General features: G+C 68.2%; 14 protein-coding genes. 9 read left to right on the forward strand and 5 right to left on the reverse strand.

Going from position 1 to position 17,708, the window contains the following annotated elements; all coding sequences use genetic code 11:
* Positions 1 to 146 precede the first annotated feature (146 nt).
* Both smc and R0D99_RS10430 read right to left on the reverse strand, forming a co-directional pair.
* Positions 147 to 3,662 carry a chromosome segregation protein SMC gene (smc, locus tag R0D99_RS10425; protein WP_317748185.1) on the reverse strand — a complete coding sequence of 1,172 codons (3,516 nt, stop codon included), beginning with the start codon at positions 3,660 to 3,662 and terminating at the stop codon, positions 147 to 149.
* 203 nt (positions 3,663 to 3,865) lie between these two features.
* Positions 3,866 to 4,048 carry a hypothetical protein gene (locus R0D99_RS10430; RefSeq protein WP_317748186.1) on the reverse strand — a complete coding sequence of 61 codons (183 nt, stop codon included), beginning with the start codon at positions 4,046 to 4,048 and terminating at the stop codon, positions 3,866 to 3,868.
* Between the two features lie 142 nt (positions 4,049 to 4,190).
* Between R0D99_RS10430 and dapC the strand changes: the two genes are divergently transcribed.
* The 9 genes from dapC (at position 4,191) to R0D99_RS10475 (ending at position 13,725) form a co-directional block, all read left to right on the forward strand.
* A complete protein-coding gene (gene dapC / locus R0D99_RS10435) occupies positions 4,191 to 5,390 on the forward strand; it encodes a succinyldiaminopimelate transaminase (protein WP_317748187.1) in 1,200 nt (399 codons plus the stop codon).
* A gap of 74 nt (positions 5,391 to 5,464) precedes the next feature.
* Positions 5,465 to 6,088, forward strand: coding sequence for a hypothetical protein (locus R0D99_RS10440; RefSeq protein WP_317748188.1), 624 nt, complete (start codon positions 5,465 to 5,467; stop codon positions 6,086 to 6,088).
* Between the two features lie 39 nt (positions 6,089 to 6,127).
* Complete coding sequence (gene dapD / locus R0D99_RS10445) at positions 6,128 to 6,961, forward strand: 2,3,4,5-tetrahydropyridine-2,6-dicarboxylate N-succinyltransferase (protein ID WP_317748189.1); 834 nt, start codon at positions 6,128 to 6,130, stop codon at positions 6,959 to 6,961.
* 75 nt (positions 6,962 to 7,036) lie between these two features.
* Positions 7,037 to 8,293, forward strand: coding sequence for a PilT/PilU family type 4a pilus ATPase (locus R0D99_RS10450; RefSeq protein ID WP_317748190.1), 1,257 nt, complete (start codon positions 7,037 to 7,039; stop codon positions 8,291 to 8,293).
* 210 nt (positions 8,294 to 8,503) lie between these two features.
* On the forward strand, positions 8,504 to 9,679 hold the full coding sequence (dapE, locus tag R0D99_RS10455) for a succinyl-diaminopimelate desuccinylase (protein ID WP_317748191.1): 1,176 nt from the start codon (positions 8,504 to 8,506) through the stop codon (positions 9,677 to 9,679).
* 78 nt (positions 9,680 to 9,757) lie between these two features.
* On the forward strand, positions 9,758 to 10,627 hold the full coding sequence (prmB, locus tag R0D99_RS10460) for a 50S ribosomal protein L3 N(5)-glutamine methyltransferase (protein WP_317748192.1): 870 nt from the start codon (positions 9,758 to 9,760) through the stop codon (positions 10,625 to 10,627).
* The gene (locus R0D99_RS10465; RefSeq protein ID WP_317748193.1) at positions 10,624 to 12,765 is read left to right on the forward strand and encodes an ABC-F family ATP-binding cassette domain-containing protein; all 2,142 of its coding nucleotides are present in this window, start codon (positions 10,624 to 10,626) and stop codon (positions 12,763 to 12,765) included. The genes prmB and R0D99_RS10465 overlap by 4 nt, the downstream gene beginning before the upstream one ends.
* Positions 12,766 to 12,872: 107 nt before the next feature.
* Positions 12,873 to 13,112 (forward strand): GlsB/YeaQ/YmgE family stress response membrane protein, encoded by a 240-nt coding sequence (locus tag R0D99_RS10470; protein ID WP_317748194.1) that lies wholly within the window; start codon positions 12,873 to 12,875, stop codon positions 13,110 to 13,112.
* Positions 13,113 to 13,140: 28 nt separating this feature from the next.
* A complete protein-coding gene (locus tag R0D99_RS10475; RefSeq protein ID WP_317748195.1) occupies positions 13,141 to 13,725 on the forward strand; it encodes a hypothetical protein in 585 nt (194 codons plus the stop codon).
* 47 nt (positions 13,726 to 13,772) lie between these two features.
* On the opposite strand, the gene R0D99_RS10480 is transcribed toward R0D99_RS10475, so the two are convergent.
* The 3 genes from R0D99_RS10480 to R0D99_RS10490 all read right to left on the reverse strand — a co-directional run bounded on the left by R0D99_RS10480 (position 13,773) and on the right by R0D99_RS10490 (position 17,666).
* Positions 13,773 to 14,981, reverse strand: a complete 1,209-nt coding sequence (locus tag R0D99_RS10480; RefSeq protein WP_317748196.1) for a urate hydroxylase PuuD — start codon at positions 14,979 to 14,981, stop codon at positions 13,773 to 13,775.
* Positions 14,982 to 15,314: 333 nt separating this feature from the next.
* Entirely contained in the window at positions 15,315 to 16,220 is a 906-nt protein-coding gene (locus R0D99_RS10485; RefSeq protein WP_317748197.1) for an FAS1-like dehydratase domain-containing protein, read from the reverse strand.
* A gap of 105 nt (positions 16,221 to 16,325) precedes the next feature.
* Entirely contained in the window at positions 16,326 to 17,666 is a 1,341-nt protein-coding gene (locus R0D99_RS10490) for an efflux transporter outer membrane subunit (RefSeq protein ID WP_317748198.1), read from the reverse strand.
* Positions 17,667 to 17,708: the final 42 nt, after the last annotated feature.

Raw genomic sequence — 17,708 nt, forward strand, 5'->3', positions numbered from 1 at the left:
GAGCGGGCTTGGCCCGGCCATTGGCGTCGTCCCCCTGGGGGGCTGAGGCTTGCGGCTCCAGACCTGCTAGTGCAGGTCTGGACAGGCCGAAGAGCCGCTGCCTCTGGCAGCGAGCACGTGGCTCGACCCGACTCAGGGGGGGTGCGTCATGCCTCGGCCATCCCCACGGCACTTTCCATGTCGACGGCCACGATGCGCGACACGCCCTGCTCCTGCATGGTCACGCCAATCAGTTGTTCGGCCATTTCCATCGCGATCTTGTTGTGGCTGATAAACAGGAACTGCGTGCCCTGCCCGCTCATCTTGGTGACCAGCTTGGCATAGCGCTCGGTATTGGCGTCGTCCAGCGGCGCATCGACCTCGTCCAGCAAGCAGAACGGCGCGGGGTTCAACTGGAAGATGGCAAACACCAGCGCGATGGCCGTCAGCGCCTTTTCGCCGCCGGAGAGCAGGTGGATGGTCTGGTTCTTCTTGCCGGGCGGCTGGGCCATGACCTGCACGCCGCTGTCCAGAATTTCTTCGCCCGTCATCACCAGCCGCGCGTGCCCGCCGCCAAACAGCTCGGGGAACATGCGGCCGAAGTGTTCGTTGACGGTGTTGAAGGTGCCGCCCAGCAGCTCGCGCGTTTCGGCGTCGATCTTCTTGATGGCGTCTTCCAGCGTGGTCATGGCCTCGGTCAGGTCGGCGTTCTGCGCGTCGAGAAACTGCTTGCGCTCGCGCGCCGTGGTCAACTCATCCAGCGCGGCCAGGTTGACGGCGCCCAGCGCCTGAATCTCGCGGTGCAGGCGGTCGATGTCGCCTTGCAGGCCTTGCAGGCGCACGTTGCTCTCAAGGATGGATTGCTCCACCGCCGCCAGGTCGGCCTGGGCGTCGGCCAGCAGTTGCGTGTACTGCTCGGTGCCTAATCGCGCGGCCTGCTCCTTGAGTTGCAGGTCGGTGATGCGCTGGCGCAGCGGATCGAGTTCGCGCTCGAACTGCAGGCGGCGCTCGTCGGACGCGCGCAGCTTGGTCGTCAAATCGTCGTAGGTGCTGCGCTGCGCGCCCAGGGCCTGCTCGCGCTCCAGCTTCAAGGCCAGCGCGGTTTGCAGGCCGGCTTGCGCGGCGGCGTCGGTCAGGCGCGTGAGTTCGTCTTGCGCGCGCTGCTGCTCGGCGTCGATGCTAGACGCCTGTTGCGTGGCGGTGTCGATGGTGCGTGCCAGTTCGCCCCGGCGCGCTTCCAGGCTGCGCTGGGCAAACGTCGCTTCCTGCGCCTGCCGCTCTAGCGTGCGCTGCTGCTCACGCGCCTCGGCCAGCTTGCGCTCGGCCTCGATCACGCGCTCGTCCAGTTGCGCATGGCGCTCCTGCGTGTCGGCGAGCTGCATGTCGAGCTCTTCAAAGCGCGCTTCCGATGTGACGCGGCGCTCTTGCAGATCGCCCAGCGACGCATCCACTTCCGACAAGTCACCCGCAATCTGCTCGCTGCGCGCGCGGGTCTGCTCGGCCAGTTGTGTCAGCCGCAGCGTTTCCACCTGCAACTCGTGCGCGCGCTGCTGCGCCTCGGCGGCCTCGCGCCGCGTGCTCACCAGGCGCTGGCTGGCGTCGCTGTAGGCGGCTTCGGCCTTGATGAGGGCGTTGCGCGCTTCTTCGCTGATGAAGGACTGCGCGCGCTGCTGCTTTTCGAGGTTTTCGATTTCCTGCGCGCGCGCCAAGAGGCCCGCCTGCTCGGAATCGGGCGCGTAGAAGCTGACGCTGTGGGCGGTGATGCAATGGCCGCTCTTCACGTAAATGGCTTCACCCATTTTCAGCCGCTCGCGCGCAGCCAGCGCCGACTCGATGCTATCGCTGGTATAGCAGCCGGCCAGCCAGTCGGCCAGCAGCGCCTTCTGCCCCGGGTCATTCAGGCGCAGCAGATCGGCCAGTCGCGGCAGCGCGCCAGGCGCTTCGGGCAGCGCGGCGCTGGGCGGGCTGTAGAAGGCCAGCTTGGCCGGCGGCGCATCGGCCGCGAAGGCGCGCACCATGTCGAGCCGGCTGACTTCCAACGCGGCCATGCGCTCGCGCAGAGCGGCTTCCAGCGCGTTTTCCCAGCCGGCCTCCACGTGGATGCGGCTCCACAGGCCGGCCAGCCCGTCCAGCCCGTGCTTGTGTAGCCAGGGCTTGAGCTTGCCGTCGGTCTTGACCTTTTCCTGCAGGGCTTTGAGCGCCTCCAGCCGCGCCGACAGGTCGGCGTGCTTGGCGGACTCCTGGTTGACGGCCTGCTGCGCCGCTCGGCGGGCGTCGTCAAGCTGGGGCACGCTGTCTTGCAACTCTTGCAGGCGCGCGTCGGTGACTTCGTGGCTCTCTTGCGCGGCGCCCAGTTGCGATTGCAGGTTGAGCAGGCGCTGCTGGTCGGGCGCGGCCAGTGCGTTCTTGTCGGCACTGAGTTTTTCGCGCCGCGCGTTCAACTGGCGCGTCTGCTCTTCGATGCCGCGCTGCTCTGCGGCCAGCACCTGGATCTGCTGCTGCACCTGGCCCACGGCCGTGCGCTGCTCGGCGGACTTGGCTTGCGCCTGGCGCAGCGCGTCTTCCAGGTCGGGCAGCGCGCCCTGCTGCTCTTCCAGTTGCGCGGCCAGGGTGATGGATTGCTCCTCGGCCTCGGCACCCCGGGCGGCCAGGTTCTCGATTTCTTCTTCGGCCTCGGACTTGCGCGCCGCCCATTGGCCGATCTGCTCTTTCAGCTGCAACAGGCGGCTTTCGGCGCGCTGGCGGCCTTCGACGACGAAGCGAATCTCGGCCTCCAGCCGGCCGACTTCGGCGCTGGCCTCGTACAGCAGGCCCTGGGCCTGGTTCACCTGATCGCCCGCGGCGTAGTGCGCCTGGCGAATGGTTTCCAGATCGGCCTCGACATGGCGCAGATCGGCCACGCGCGATTCGAGGTCGTTGACGGCCTTTTCAGCGTCGGCCTTGAGCTTGACCTGGCCCTCTTCGGCCTCGGCGCGCTTCAAGAACCAGAGCTGGTTCTGCTTGAGCGACGCCGACGCCTGCAGGTTTTGGTACTGCTGCGCGACCTCGGCCTGCTTTTCCAGCTTTTCCAGGTTGGCGTTCAGCTCGCGCAGGATGTCCTCGACGCGCGTGAGGTTCTCGCGCGTGTCGGACAGGCGGTTTTCGGTTTCGCGCCGGCGCTCCTTGTACTTGCTGACCCCGGCCGCTTCTTCCAGAAACAGGCGCAGCTCCTCCGGGCGCGATTCGATGATGCGGCTGATCGTGCCCTGGCCGATGATGGCGTAGGCGCGCGGTCCGAGGCCGGTGCCCAGAAACACGTCCTGCACGTCGCGCCGGCGCACCGGCTGGTTGTTGATGTAGTAGCTGCTGGTGCCGTCGCGCGTGAGCACGCGCTTGACCGAAATCTCGGCAAACTGTGCCCATTGCCCGCCGGCGCGGTGGTCGGCGTTGTCAAACACCAGTTCAACGGACGAGCGCGACGCCGGTTTGCGCGTGGTGGTGCCGTTGAAGATGACGTCCTGCATCGACTCGCCGCGCAGCTCGGATGCCTTGGATTCACCCAAGACCCAGCGCACGGCGTCCATGATGTTGGACTTGCCGCAGCCGTTGGGCCCCACCACGCCCACCAGTTGGCCCGGCAGCATGAAATTGGTGGGTTCGGCGAAGGACTTGAAGCCCGAAAGCTTGATGGAGTTGAGACGCACTGGCGAAGGCGCGGCCGCAGCGGGCCGGTGTCAGGGTACGGGCAAAACGGCAATGATACCGTGCGGGGCTCCGGGCAATGGGCCTCGGGCTGCCAGCCAGTGGCTGTGTTTCAGCCCGAAATTGCTATCCTTATGAGAGCATCTGGCGCAGACTGAACCAGCGCGGGAGCCCGTTTTCAAGCCCAACGAACCGGGCCGCCCTGTCAGACGCGGTCTCTCAGCCCTTTCACCCCGGCTTTTTCGGCGCAGTGGTCGCAGCAGAAGAAGCGCCCATCGCCGGCCTCCAGCCCGTGGCCCAGGATGCGCACCTTGCAGTGCTCGCAGCTGGGGGCCAGCTTGTGCGCGGCGCACTCAAAGCTGTCGAAGGTGTAGGTTTCGCCGGCCATGGCGGTCTCCTTGTCGGATGGTTGGTCAGCCCACTGTAGAAGCCGCGCAGCGCCGCCGCCGTAGGACGGCAACGCGTGGCGGGCGTCGGCCGCGCCGCAAGCGTGGCGGCGGACGGCCTGGGCCCCGCGGATAATCGCCGCCATGAACCCCCTTCTAGCGCGACTGCAGCCCTACCCTTTCGAGCGGCTGCGCCAGTTGTTCGCGGGCGTGACGCCCGACGCCGCCCACCGCCCGCTCAGCCTGGGCATTGGCGAGCCCAAGCACCCCACGCCCGCCTTCATCCAGCAGGCGCTGGCCGACGATTTGCCGACCGGACTGTCGGGCTACCCGCCCACGGCCGGCTCGCCCGAGTTGCGCGCCGCCTGCGCGGGCTGGCTGCAGCGGCGCTACGGCGTCGCGGTGGATGCCGCCACTCAGGTGCTGCCCGTGCTGGGCTCGCGCGAAGCGCTGTTCGCGCTGGCGCAGGTGGTGGTCGACCCGACGCGGCCGCAGGCCACCGTGGTCTGCCCGAATCCGTTCTACCAAATCTACGAGGGCGCAGCGCTGCTGGCGGGCGCCACGCCCTATTACGTGGCCAGCGATGCGGCGCGCAACTTTGCGCCGCGCTGGGACCAGGTGCCGGCCGAGGTGTGGGCGCGCACGCAACTGGTCTACGTCTGTTCGCCCGGCAACCCCACGGGCGCCGTGATGCCGCTGGACGAATGGCGCATGCTGTTCGAACTGAGCGACCGGCACGGCTTCGTCATCGCGTCGGACGAGTGCTACAGCGAGATCTACTTCCAGGGCGAGCCGCCGCTGGGCGGGCTGGAAGCGGCGGCAAAGCTGGGCCGCACCGACTTCAGGAACCTGGTGATGCTGACCAGCCTGTCCAAGCGCAGCAACGTGCCGGGCATGCGCTCGGGCTTCGTGGCGGGCGACGCGGCGATCATGAAGCAGTTTTTGCTCTACCGCACCTACCACGGCAGCGCCATGAGCCCCGTGGTGCAGACCGCCAGCATCGCCGCCTGGGGCGACGAAGCGCACGTCGAGGACAACCGCCGCCAGTACCGCGAGAAGTTCGCCGCCGTCACGCCGCTGCTGGCCCAGGTGATGGACGTGCGCCTGCCGGACGCGTCTTTCTACCTCTGGGCCGGCGTGCCGGCGGCCTGGAACTGCGACGACGCGGCGTTCGCGCGCGCCCTGTACGCTCAATACAATGTGACCGTTTTGCCGGGCAGCTACCTGGCCCGCGAAACCGAAGGCGTCAATCCGGGTCGGGGCCGCGTTCGCATGGCCTTGGTGGCTGAAACGTCCGAGTGCGTCGAGGCGGCCGAGCGCATCGCGGCGTTGTGCCGGGCTTGATCGGCGCTGGCTTTGCGGGCCAGCCACCCGCTGTAGTCCGTCACACCACACTTTTGCCAACCCGGGGAAATGTCATGAACAAACAATCGGTGCTCTTGGCCGCGCTGTCGCTTGCAGCCCTCGTGCCATCCCACGCCCAGACGATGGATCGGCCCACTTACAAGGTGGGCGATGCCTGGGTGTACATCAATGAAAATGCCCTGACGCACCTGCGGAGCGCCGATTCCAGGTTCAGGATCGCCGAAGCCCGCCCCGACGGCTACCGCGTGATCGGCGGCACGCAGACTGCACCCAACATCACATGGGACATCGATGGCGCCACCCTGGCGGTGGACAAAGGCAACGTGATTGCCTACGAGAAGCCCGAGATGCAGTGGCCGCTGGCGGTCGGCCGGAAGTGGCAAACCGTCAGTACGGTCAAGCGCGTGGATGGCATCACGGCATCGAGAAAATACGATGTGCAAGTCGAGACCTACGAGGACGTTCAAACGCCCGCGGGCACCTTCAAGGCGTTCAAGGTCAAGACCACCGGCTGGCATCAGTTCGACAAGAGCGATGCCAATGGCAACAACCGCGGCTACACGGATCGCACCGATTGGTGGTCACCCGAGGTGGGCCGGCCCGTCAAGACCGAATTGCGCGACGGGGGCCCTCAGGACCGGACGATCCGCACGCTGCAAAGCTTCACGCGCAACTGATTTCCCTCGCTCTTTTTTCGCTCTCTCTAAACAACACCGATGACCCAAACACTGCAATCCATCATCGACACCGCCTGGGACAACCGCGCCAGCCTGTCGCCCGCCAGTGCCCCGAAAGAAGTGGCCGACGCCGTCGAGCACGTCATCAGCGACCTGAACGCCGGCCGCCTGCGCGTGGCCACGCGTGAATCGGTGGGCCAGTGGACGGTGCACCAGTGGATCAAGAAGGCCGTGCTGCTGTCGTTCCGCCTGAAGGACAACGAACGCATCAGCGCCGGCGACCTGGGCTTTTTCGACAAGGTGCAGACCAAGTTTGCCCATCTCGACGACGCCGCGCTGCGCGAAGCCGGCGTGCGCGTGGTGCCGCCGGCCGTGGCGCGGCGCGGCAGCTTCATTGGCAAGGGCGCGGTGCTGATGCCCAGCTACGTCAACATCGGTGCGTATGTAGACGAGGGCACCATGGTCGACACCTGGGCCACCGTGGGCAGCTGCGCGCAGATCGGCAAGAACGTGCACCTGTCGGGCGGCGTGGGCATTGGCGGCGTGCTGGAACCGCTGCAGGCCGGCCCCACCATCATCGAGGACAACTGCTTCATCGGCGCGCGCTCCGAGGTGGTCGAAGGCGTGGTGATCGAGGAAAACTCGGTGCTCGGCATGGGCGTCTACATCGGCCAGAGCACGCCCATCTTCAACCGCGACACGGGCGAAATCAGCTACGGCCGCGTGCCCAGCGGCAGTGTGGTGGTCAGCGGCAACCTGCCCAAGAAGACCGCGGCCGGCCAGGACTACAGCATGTACGCGGCCATCATCGTCAAGCGGGTCGACGCGCAGACGCGCTCCAAGACCAGCATCAACGACCTGCTGCGGCCCTGATTGCGTTTCATAATAAAAAACGCGCCAACCGCTTACCGCACAAGCGCCGACAGCTACTTTTTATATAGCAACCTCATGACCCGTCCAGACCCGGCCGCTGCCAGCACCATGGAGCGCATCCTGCACCTGATGGCCGAAATGAAGGCGTCGGACGTGTACCTGTCGGCCCATGCGCCGGCCACCATCAAGATCAACGGGCAGTACATGCCGCTGAACCCGCAGGTGCTGCCGTCCGACACGGTGCTGAACCTGCTGACCGAAGTGGTGTCGCCCCACCGCATCGAGGAGCTGAAGGAAACCGGCGAGCTGAACATGGCCATCCCCATGTACGGCGTGGGCAACTTCCGCCTGTCGGCCATGCGCCAGCGCGGCACGTATGCGGCGGTGATCCGCTTCATCAGCCCCGACATTCCCGAACTGGATTCGCTCAACCTGCCCAACGTGCTGAAGCACCTGGTGATGGAAAAGCGCGGCCTGATCCTGATGGTGGGCGCCACCGGCGCGGGCAAGTCGACCACGCTGGCGTCGATGCTGGACCACCGCAACAAGCACATGGCGGGCCACATCCTGACCATCGAGGATCCGATCGAATTTGTCTTCACCAACCGCAAGTCGCTCATCAACCAGCGCGAGGTCGGCTCCGACACGGCGTCGCTGCACGTGGGCCTGAAGAACGCGCTGCGGCAGGCACCCGACGTCATCATGATCGGCGAGATCCGCGACCGCGAGACCATGAGCGCCGCCATCGCCTACGCGCAGTCGGGCCACCTGTGCCTGGCCACGCTGCACGCCAACAACAGCTACCAGGCGCTCAACCGCGTGCTGTCGTTCTACCCCGCCGAAGTGCGGCCCACGCTGCTGGGCGACCTGGCGGCGTCGCTCAAATCCATCGTGTCGCAGCGCCTGCTGCGCACGGTGGACGGCGGGCGCATTCCCGCGGTCGAAGTGCTGCTCAACACCAAGCTGATCGCCGACCTGATCGAGAAAAGCGACTTCTCCGGCGTCAAGGAGGCCATGGACAACTCCATCGCCGAAGGCTCGCAGACCTTTGAGGAAGACCTGGCGCGCCTGATCAGCGAAGGCAAGATCGACCGCAAGGAAGGCCTGGTCAACGCCGATTCGCCCACCAACCTGATGTGGCGCCTGCAAAACGACACCGGCCGCCGCTCGGCCAACCAGCCGGCCGAAGTAGAGTTGCCCAGCGACGAGCCGTCGTTCACTGAGATTTCGCTGGACGTGCGGCCCGGCCAGGCGGGCGCCCTCGAAGACCGCGTGCCGCCGATGGGCGCTGCCGCGGGCGGTCTGGCGGATTCGCGCATTGGCGGGGCGTGATGGTCAGGTGGGGCTTGATCGCTTAGGCATCGCGCCACCTCCACAGCCGTCATTCCCGCGCAGAGCCTGCCCTCGCGAAGTCGGGGCGAGAATGACGAAGCAAGAGGGCCGAGTCAATTGGATATGCAGCCGACCCATCCGCTTTGAGCGTGCGGCGTGACGATCGGCGATAACCCAACCCCAACGCTCAACCCCCAACACCGAACCCCCATGTCCCCCACCCGCCTGCTCGCCGAACAACTCATCGCCCGCCCCTCGGTCACGCCGCAGGACGCCGGCTGCATTGACCTGATTGCCGCGCGCCTGGCGCCGCTGGGCTTCGTGTGCGAAGTCATCGACAGCGGCCCGGCCGATTTCCGCGTTCGCAACCTGTGGGCAAAAAGGCCTGCAGCGCTGACCGATCCAGCGCAGGAAGCTATCAAAACGATAGTTTTTGCCGGCCACACCGACGTCGTGCCCACCGGTCCGCTCGATCAGTGGACCAGCGACCCCTTCACCCCCACCGAGCGCGACGGCAAGCTGTACGGCCGCGGCGCCAGCGACATGAAGACGTCGATTGCCGCCTTCGTGGTGGCGGTCGAGCAATTCCTGGCCGCGCGGCCCGACGCGCCGCTGAACATCGCCCTGCTGCTGACCAGCGACGAGGAAGGCCCGGCGGTCGACGGCACGGTGGTCGTGTGCAACCAGTTGAAGGCGCGCGGCGAGCGGCTCGACTACTGCATCGTCGGCGAGCCGACCTCGGTCGACCGCACTGGCGACATGATCAAGAATGGCCGGCGCGGCACGCTGTCGGGGCGGCTGGTCGTCAAGGGCATCCAGGGGCACATCGCCTACCCGCACCTGGCGCGCAACCCCATCCACCAACTGGCGCCCGCCCTGGCCCAGCTGGTGGCCATCGAATGGGACCGCGGCAACGCCTTCTTCCCGCCCACCAGCTGGCAGGTCAGCAACATCCACGGCGGCACCGGCGCCGGCAACATCATTCCCGGCCAGGTGGTGGTCGACTTCAATTTCCGCTTCTGCACCGAATCGACGCCCGAATCGCTGCAATCGCGCCTGGAGGCCGTGCTGCGCGACCACGGGCTGGACTACGAACTGACATGGGTGCTGGGCGGCCTGCCCTTCCTCACCACGCCGGGCAGCCTGGTGGATGCCGTGCAGGCCGCGATCCGCGACGTCACGGGCATCGAAACCGAGCTGTCCACCACCGGCGGCACCAGCGACGGCCGCTTCATCGCGCGAATCTGCCCGCAGGTGGTCGAACTCGGTCCGCCCAACGCCAGCATCCACAAGATCGACGAACACATCGCCCTGGCCGATATTGCGCCGCTGACCGCAATCTACCAGCGCGTGCTGGACAACCTGGCCGCCACCGCAGCGCCCTGACTTGCTCCCTCGCCCTCGGGTAGAGGGCGGGGGTGAGGGCCGCGCCGCATCGCGGACACTCGATCACCACACACCGCCATGACCCTGACCGACCTCGTGACCGACACCGAACGCCAGCTGACCGAAGCCGGCGTCAGCTTCGGCCACGGCACCACCAACGCGCGTGACGAAGCGGCGTGGCTGGTGCTGCACGCGCTGGGCCTGCCGCTCGATGTCGACCTTGAAAATCCTGAGTTCCATCGGCCGCTGACGCTGGACCAGCAAGCGCAGGTTGCTACGCTTTTAAAAGCACGCATCGAATCGCGGCGGCCGCTGGCCTACCTGACGCGCGAAGCCTGGCTGCAGGGCGTGCCCTTCTACGTGGATGAGCGCGCCATCGTGCCGCGCAGCCTGATCGCCGAATGCATCGCCGACGGCAGCGTCGACCCCTGGCTGTCCGACCAGACCCGGCGCGTGCTCGACCTGTGCACCGGCAACGGCAGCCTGGCCGTGCTGGCCGCCCTGGCCTGGCCCGACGTGCAGGTCGACGCCGCCGATCTGAGCGCCGACGCCCTGGCCGTGGCGCGCATCAACGTCGACCAGCACAACCTGCAGGGCCGCATCGCGCTGATCGAAAGCGACGGCCTGGCGGCCTGCGCCGGCCCGTACGACCTGATGCTGTGCAACCCGCCCTACGTCAACGCCGCCAGCATGGCCGCGCTGCCCGCCGAATACCGCGCCGAACCCGACATGGCGCTGGCCGGCGGCGCCGACGGCATGGACTTTGTGCGCACCCTGCTGCGCGACGCGCCGTCCCGCATGGCAGACGACGCGGTGATGGTGCTCGAAATCGGCCACGAGCGCGCGCATTTCGAAGCCGCCTTCCCGCACCTCAGCCCGGTCTGGCTGGACACCAGCGCGGGCGGCGATCAGGTGCTGCTGCTGACGCGTGAGGCTTTGACGCCATGATCCAACTGCAGAACATCACCCTGCGTCGCGGCGCCAAAGTGCTGCTGGACGGCGCCAGCGTCACCCTTCAGCCGGGCGAAAAGGTCGGTCTGGTGGGCCGCAACGGGGCGGGCAAGTCGACGCTGTTCGGGTTGTTCAACGGCACCTTGCATGAGGACGGGGGCGATTTCTCGATGCCGGCGCACTGGCGCCTGGCGCAGGTCGAGCAGCACATGCCGGAATCGTCCGAAAGCGCCACCGATTTCGTGCTTTCGGGCGACCAGCGCTTGTCCACATTGCGCGATCAGCTCTCAAAAGCAGAGCAAGCGGGTGACGGCATGGCGATTGCGCAGGCGCACAGCGATCTGCACGATGCGGGCGCGCACGACGCCACAGCGCGCGCGCAGGCGCTGATCCTGGGGCTGGGCTTCAAGGTGGGCGAGCTGCGTTCGCCGGTCAACAGCTTTTCGGGTGGCTGGCGCATGCGGTTGCAGCTGGCGCGCGCGCTGATGGCGCCGAGCGACCTGCTGCTGCTGGACGAGCCGACCAACCACCTGGACCTGGACGCGCTGGTGTGGCTGGAAGGTTGGCTGTCGCGCTACGACGGCACGCTGATCGTCATCAGCCACGACCGCGAATTCCTGGACGCGGTGACGCGGGTGACGCTGCACATCGAGCACGCGCGGCTGACGCGCTATGGCGGCAATTACAGCGCCTTCGAAGAACTGCGCGCGCAGCAACTGTCGCTGCAGCAGGCGGCGTTTGCGCGGCAGCAGGACAAGATCGCCCATCTGCAGAAGTTCATCGACCGCTTCAAGGCCAAGGCGACCAAGGCGCGGCAGGCGCAAAGCCGCGTCAAGGCGCTGGAGCGCATGGAAAAGATCGCGCCGGTGCTGGCCGACGCCGAGTTCCAGTTCGAGTTCCGCGAGCCGGCCAACCTGCCCAACCCGATGCTGGCGATTCGCGACGCGACGTTCGGCTACCGCGCTGCCGACGCTACAAAAACAGAAGCTGCCGCCGCAGATACAGCAAGCGCCGGGCAGGAAAAAGACGGCTCAGCCCCGCTGCCCGAATACGCCACGTCCAACGCCCTGCGCGCCGCGCTGATGGCGCGCGGCGAATGGCCGCCCGAGCTGCAGCCGGGGGACCGCGTCATCCTGACCGACGTCACGCGCAGCGTGCTGGCGGGCCAGCGCATCGGCATCCTGGGCGCCAACGGCCAGGGCAAGTCCACCTTTGTCAAGACGGTGGCGCGTACCCTGCCGCTGCTGACCGGCCAGCTGACCGAGGGCAAGGGCCTCCGCATCGGCTACTTCGCCCAGCAGGAACTGGACGTGCTGCACCCCGGCAGCACGCCGCTGGAACACATGGTGCGGCTGGCGCGCGACACCGGCCAGGAAAACACCGAGGCCGCGCGCGAGCAGCAGTTGCGCAACTTCCTGGGCACCTTCAATTTCCCGGGTGAGATGGTGCTGCAGCCGGTGGGCCAGTTCAGCGGCGGCGAAAAGGCGCGGTTGGTGCTGGCCATGATCGTCTGGCAGCGCCCCAACCTGCTGCTGCTGGACGAGCCCACCAACCACCTGGACCTGGCCACGCGCGAGGCGCTGGCGGTGGCGCTGAACGAGTTCGAAGGCACCGTCATGCTGGTCAGCCACGACCGCGCGCTGCTGCGCAGCGTGTGCGACGAATTCTGGCTGGTGGCGCGCGGCGGCGTGGCGCCGTTCGACGGCGATCTGGAGGACTACCAGCGCTACCTGATCGATCAGGCACGCCAGGCGCGCGAGGCCCACAGTGCCCAGCTTGCTTCCAATACCATAGCTGCCAGCGCAGATCCGGACAGCGCCAGCGGCCTGAATGATGCAAAACCCGCGGTGCCCGCGCTCAACCCCGCCGAACAGCGCCGGCTGGAAGCGCAGCGCCGCCAGCAGCTGGCCGACCGCACGAAGCCGCTGAAGCGCGCGCTGCAGCAGGCCGAGCAGCGCATGCAGGCCCTGGCCGCCGAGCAGGCGGGGCTGGAAGAGCGCCTGTCCACGCCACTGGCGCCCGCCGACATCGCCGAGGCCGCCCGCCGGCTGAAGGCCGTGGCGGCCGACATCGCCGCGCTGGAAGACGAGTGGCTGAGCCTGACGAGCCAGATCGAGGCCATCGAAGCCGCCTGAGCCGCCATGTAGGCCAACGCCGCAATTTGCGCGCCGGGCTTGGGCCGGCGGCCCGATCGGCGTTACAGTGCCCCGGTCATCAACACCACCGGGAAGGGGTACACACCATGGGCATCATCGTCACCATCATCGTCGGGTTCGTCGTCGGCCTGCTGGCCCGCGCCATCATGCCGGGCAACCAGAGCATGGGCATGATCATGACGACCATTCTGGGCATCGTGGGCGCCATCGTCGGCCAGTTTGGCGCCAACGCGCTGGGCATGACCGGCCCCGTGGGCTGGATCGGCTCGATCGTCGGCGCGATCATCGTGCTGCTGATATACGGTATGGTCACCAAGCGCGGCTGATCCGCACCACCGACAGCACCGCATCGCCATGGCATCACGCAGCAAACCCGACGCGCTGGAACTGGCCCGCGGCAACACGCAGCTGGAAGCAGCCGTGCTGCGCAGCCGCAAGCTGCTGGGCCGCCGCGCGCTGGCGGCCGGCGTGGCCGGCGCGGTGCCCTTGCCGGGGCTGGACTGGGCGGTCGACGCGGCCATGCTGACGCAGCTGCTGCCCAAGATCAACGCCGAGTTCGGCCTGGCGCCGCACCAGATCGCGCAGCTGGACGCGGGCGAAAAAGAGCGCGTGCAGAAGGCCGCGGCGGTCGTCGGTTCGATCGTCGTCGGCCGGCTGGTCACGCGCGACCTGGTGATGCGCTTTGCGCGGCTGCTGGGCAAGCGGCTGACGGTGGCGCAGGCCACGCGCTACGTGCCGATTGCCGGGCAGCTGGTGTCGGGCGCGCTGGGCTATGCCGCGCTGCGCTACCTGGGCGAGCAGCACATCCGCGACTGTGTGCGCGTGGCGCAAAGCGCGCAACTGCTGCTGCCGGCGCCCGCCGCGACCGAGCCGAAGAAGGGCTGGCTGAAAACCAGCCTGGGCCGCAAGGCCTCGCCCGACGGCACGGCGTCGGCCTGACGCCGCCCTGCCCTCGCCCCACCGCCGGCCCTGTGCCGGCTTTGTTGTCAGCGCCGAGCCTGCGCCTCAAACCAGCGGGCCACCATGGCGCGCTCGCCGTCGGTCATCTGCGTGGCGTTGGACAACGGCATGGCGCGCGTGACCACCACCTGCTGGTAGATCTGCTGCGCGTGCTGCTCGACGGCGGCCTGCGAATCGAAGCGCAGGTTCTTCATCTGCACCGCTTCACCGTGGCACGACTGGCAACGCTGCTCGATCATGGGCCGCAGTTGCGCGTAATCGACGGTGGCGGGCACCGCGGCCACCGCCGCCGGCGCCGGACGCAGCCAGGCCATGACGCCCAGCAGCACCAGCACGCCGGCCGCCGCGTACGGCCACGGATTGGCGGCGCGCCCGTGGTGCCAGCCGTGGCGCTGCACGAAGAACTGGCGGATCAGCGCGCCGGCCAGCATCATCAGACACAGCACCAGCCAGCGCTGCGGGTGGCTGTAGAGAAAGCTGTAGTGGTTGCTGAGCATGGCAAACACCACGGGCAGCGTGAAATAGGTGTTGTGCACGCTGCGCTGCTTGCCGCGTTGGCCGTGAATGGCCAGTGCGCTGGCGTCGTAGGGCTGCCCCGACGTCATGGCGGACACCACCTTGCGCTGGCCGGGGATGATCCAGAAGAACACGTTGGCGCTCATGGCCGTGGCCAGCATGGCGCCGACGATCAGGAACGCCGCGCGGCCCGAAAACAGGTGGCACGCCAGCCAGGCCGAGAACGCCACCACCACGATCAGCAGCGCGCCGACGATGCGCTCGCCGTTGGGACGGAACCCAAACACCCGGCAGATGGCGTCGTACACCACCCAGAAGCCGACCAGAAAGGCCACCGCCGCCAGGCCGGCCGCGGCGGGCGACCAGTCCAGCACCTGCCGGTCGACCAGGAAGGCGCTGGCGTTCCACAGGTACAGCACGCAGAACAGCGCAAAGCCCGACAGCCAGGTCGAATAGCTTTCCCAGTAGAACCAGTGCAGCTTGCTGTCGATGCCGCCCTTGGGCGCCACCATGTACTTCTGCGGGTTGTAGAACCCGCCGCCGTGCACGGCCCACATGGCACCGTCCACGCCCTTCTTCTTCAGGTCGTCGGCGGTGGGCGCCAGCAGGTTGTTGTCGAGAAAGACGAAGTAGAACGATGAGCCGATCCAGGCGATGGCGACGACGACGTGCAGCCAGCGCAGCAGCAGGTTGGCCCAGTCGAGCAGGTAGGCTTCCATGAACGATGTCCTATGCAAGAGGGCTCGCCACCGCGGGCGCTGCAAGCCGTTCAGGTCGATCGCGCATCGGGCGCTGCAGCCAGCCGGCTGCGCGGGCGCCAGGGCACCGCTGCGATCTGGCGCAAAGTGTATACAAAGCGCTGGGCGAACGCCAGACGCGCGAAGCCCTTAAGGCAACGCTGAATAAGTCCGCGCGGAGGCTGGCGCTGTAGTTTGGGATGGGATGCAAGGCGCAAACCGCAGCCATAGCTTGGGCTATGGCGAGGATTTGCAACGCCGCAGACCGCCCAAATCCACAGATGCCAGCGCCGCGAGGGCTTGTTCAGCGTCGCCTTAGAGCACCCAGGCCAGGTCGGCCTCGGCCTGCATGGTCAGCGCGCCTTCGTGGTCCTGCGCCCACAGCCGGACGTGGCGGCCGTCGTCCGACGGCTGGCCGCAGACGAAGAACGGATGCCCGTCGAACAGCGGACGCACGGCACGAAAGCTGAAGCGCTCCAGCACTGCCAGGGCTTCGTGCCGGCGCACCAGGTCGGTCAGCAGCGTGGCGATCAGCGGGCCGTGCACGATGAGGCCCGGATAGCCCTCGACCTGCGTAACGTAGCGGCGGTCGTAGTGGATGCGGTGGCCGTTGAAGGTGAGCGCGCTGTAGCGGAACAGCAACGCGTCGTCGGGGTTGATCTGCCGCCGCCACGCCGGCGCGGCGTCGACCGCCACCGGCGCAGGCGGGGGATCGCCGGGGCGCGCGGCGGCGCGGTAGACGATGTCGTGCTCCTCGGTCAGGCAAAGGCCGCTTTGGTTGTGCACTTCGTGCCGGACCAGCACAAACACCATCTCGCCCGACCGCCCGTTCTTGTGCGTGACCGATTCGATGCGCGAGACCTTGCGCGCGGCGTCGCCCACGCGCAGCGGGTTGCCTGGCGCCCACTGCAGGCGCCCGCCCGCCCACATGCGGCGCGGCAGCGGCACCGGCGGCAGAAAACCGCCACGGCGTGGGTGGCCGTCGTCGCCCAGCTGGCTTTGCGGCGCGTGCGGCAGAAAGTACAGCCAGTGGCCCAGCGGCGGCACCTGGGTGCCCTTTTGCGGCGCCGGATCGTCGCGGTCCAGCGTGGCCGACAGCCCGCGCAGCGGCGCCGCGGCAATGTCGTCGGGGGTTTCTTCGGTGCGGCCCACCCATTGCTGCAGGTGGGCGACGGCGGCGGCGTCCAGTGGGGGCCGCAAGGCGTTTTCTGTCGGGTTCATGCACCGCATGGTGCCGTGAAAGCACGGCGCCCACAATGGTGCGGCGTCAAACTGGCGTCTCGTCCGCCCCGCAGCGACGCGATGCGTGAACGGCGCGGATGACCGTCACTCGGCCACCGCAGGCGTCACCGTCCACGGCGCCTGCCAGCCGCCGCCCAGCGCCTGGATCAGCGACACCGCCGCCTGCTGGCGCTGCTGCTGCAACTGCAGCAGGCTGCGGCGCGCACTGAGCGCGCTGGCTTGCGCCGTCACGACGTCGGTGTACGACGTCAGGCCCGACTGGTAGCGGTTCATCTGCTGCTGTTCGATGCGTTCGGCCGCTTCGGCGGCGGCGCGCACGTGCTCGGTCTGCGCGGCCAGCGTGGCCAGGGCGCTCAGCTGGTCCTCGACTTCCTTCATGCCGTTCAGCGCGGCCTGGCGGTAGCGCGCCACGGCGGCGTCGCGCGCGGCCATCGTCTGCGCCAACCGGGCGTCGCGGGCGCCGGCGTCGAACACCGTCTGCGCCAGCGCCACGCCCAGCGACCACAGCAGGCTGGGCGCCGACACCAGGTTGGCCAGGCTGGAGCCGCCCGCGCCCAGGCCGGCGCTCAGGCTCAGGTTGGGAAAGTACGCGCTGCGCGCCACGCCGATCTGCGCATTGGCCGCCGTCACCGCGCGTTCCGCACCGGCGATGTCGGGGCGGCGCAGCAGCAGCAGCGACGGCAGCTCGGTCGGCACCGCGGGCGCCGCGGCCACCCAGGGCGCGGGCGCCAGCGAAAAGCCCGCCGGCGCCTCGCCCACCAGCAACGCGATGGCGTGTTCGTAGGTGGCGCGGCTGCGCTGCAGCGCCACGCGCGTGGCCTGGGCGTTGCGCAGCGTGCTCTGCGCCTGGAAGGTGTCGGTGCGCGGCACCACGCCCACGTCGTAGCGGTTCTGCGTGATTTTGGCGTTGCGCTGGTAGCTGGCGATGATCTCGTCCATCAGCGCGATCTCGGCGTCGGCCTCGCGCAGCGCGAAGTAGGCCGCGGCCAGGCTGGCCTGCGCGTTGAGGCGCGCGCCGGCCAGGTCGGCCTGGCTGGCCTGCACGCTGGCCGACTGGGCGTCGACCGCGCTGGCGATGCGGCCCCACACATCGGGCGCCCAGCTGGCGTTGAGGTTGAGGCTGGCCGAGCCGGTGGTGGCGCGGTTGTCGCCGCCGCTGCGCTGCTGGCCCAGCTGCGCGCCCAGTTGCGGCAGCAGCTCGGCCTGCTGCTGGCGCAGCAGCGCCTGCGCCTGCGCGACGTTGGCGGCCGCGGCCTTCAGGTTCTGGTTGGACAAGTCCACCCGCTCGACCAGCCCGTGCAGGACCGGGTCGTCGAACAGCCGCCACCATTGGCCCTGCGCCCAGGCGCGCGCCTGGTCGGCACTGACCCAGCCGGCGGCGGGCGCGGCGGTCTTCCACGCCATCGGCACCGGCATCGGTTCCATGGCCGTCTTGGGCGTCAGCGAGCAGGCGCTGAGCAGGCAGGC

The sequence above is a fragment of the Ottowia sp. SB7-C50 genome (assembly GCF_033110285.1).
Taxonomy (GTDB): domain Bacteria; phylum Pseudomonadota; class Gammaproteobacteria; order Burkholderiales; family Burkholderiaceae_C; genus Ottowia.

Bases quoted from the DNA above. Each gene is read 5' to 3' on its own strand.
- R0D99_RS10480 (WP_317748196.1), bottom strand. From the start codon at position 14,981: ATGGAAGCCTACCTGCTCGACTGGGCCAACCTGCTGCTGCGCTGGCTG.
- R0D99_RS10450 (WP_317748190.1), top strand. From the start codon at position 7,037: ATGACCCGTCCAGACCCGGCCGCTGCCAGCACCATGGAGCGCATCCTG.
- dapC (WP_317748187.1), top strand. From the start codon at position 4,191: ATGAACCCCCTTCTAGCGCGACTGCAGCCCTACCCTTTCGAGCGGCTG.
- R0D99_RS10465 (WP_317748193.1), top strand. From the start codon at position 10,624: ATGATCCAACTGCAGAACATCACCCTGCGTCGCGGCGCCAAAGTGCTG.
- dapD (WP_317748189.1), top strand. From the start codon at position 6,128: ATGACCCAAACACTGCAATCCATCATCGACACCGCCTGGGACAACCGC.
- prmB (WP_317748192.1), top strand. From the start codon at position 9,758: ATGACCCTGACCGACCTCGTGACCGACACCGAACGCCAGCTGACCGAA.
- dapE (WP_317748191.1), top strand. From the start codon at position 8,504: ATGTCCCCCACCCGCCTGCTCGCCGAACAACTCATCGCCCGCCCCTCG.
- R0D99_RS10430 (WP_317748186.1), bottom strand. From the start codon at position 4,048: ATGGCCGGCGAAACCTACACCTTCGACAGCTTTGAGTGCGCCGCGCAC.
- R0D99_RS10475 (WP_317748195.1), top strand. From the start codon at position 13,141: ATGGCATCACGCAGCAAACCCGACGCGCTGGAACTGGCCCGCGGCAAC.
- R0D99_RS10490 (WP_317748198.1), bottom strand. From the start codon at position 17,666: ATGGAACCGATGCCGGTGCCGATGGCGTGGAAGACCGCCGCGCCCGCC.
- R0D99_RS10485 (WP_317748197.1), bottom strand. From the start codon at position 16,220: ATGAACCCGACAGAAAACGCCTTGCGGCCCCCACTGGACGCCGCCGCC.
- R0D99_RS10440 (WP_317748188.1), top strand. From the start codon at position 5,465: ATGAACAAACAATCGGTGCTCTTGGCCGCGCTGTCGCTTGCAGCCCTC.
- R0D99_RS10470 (WP_317748194.1), top strand. From the start codon at position 12,873: ATGGGCATCATCGTCACCATCATCGTCGGGTTCGTCGTCGGCCTGCTG.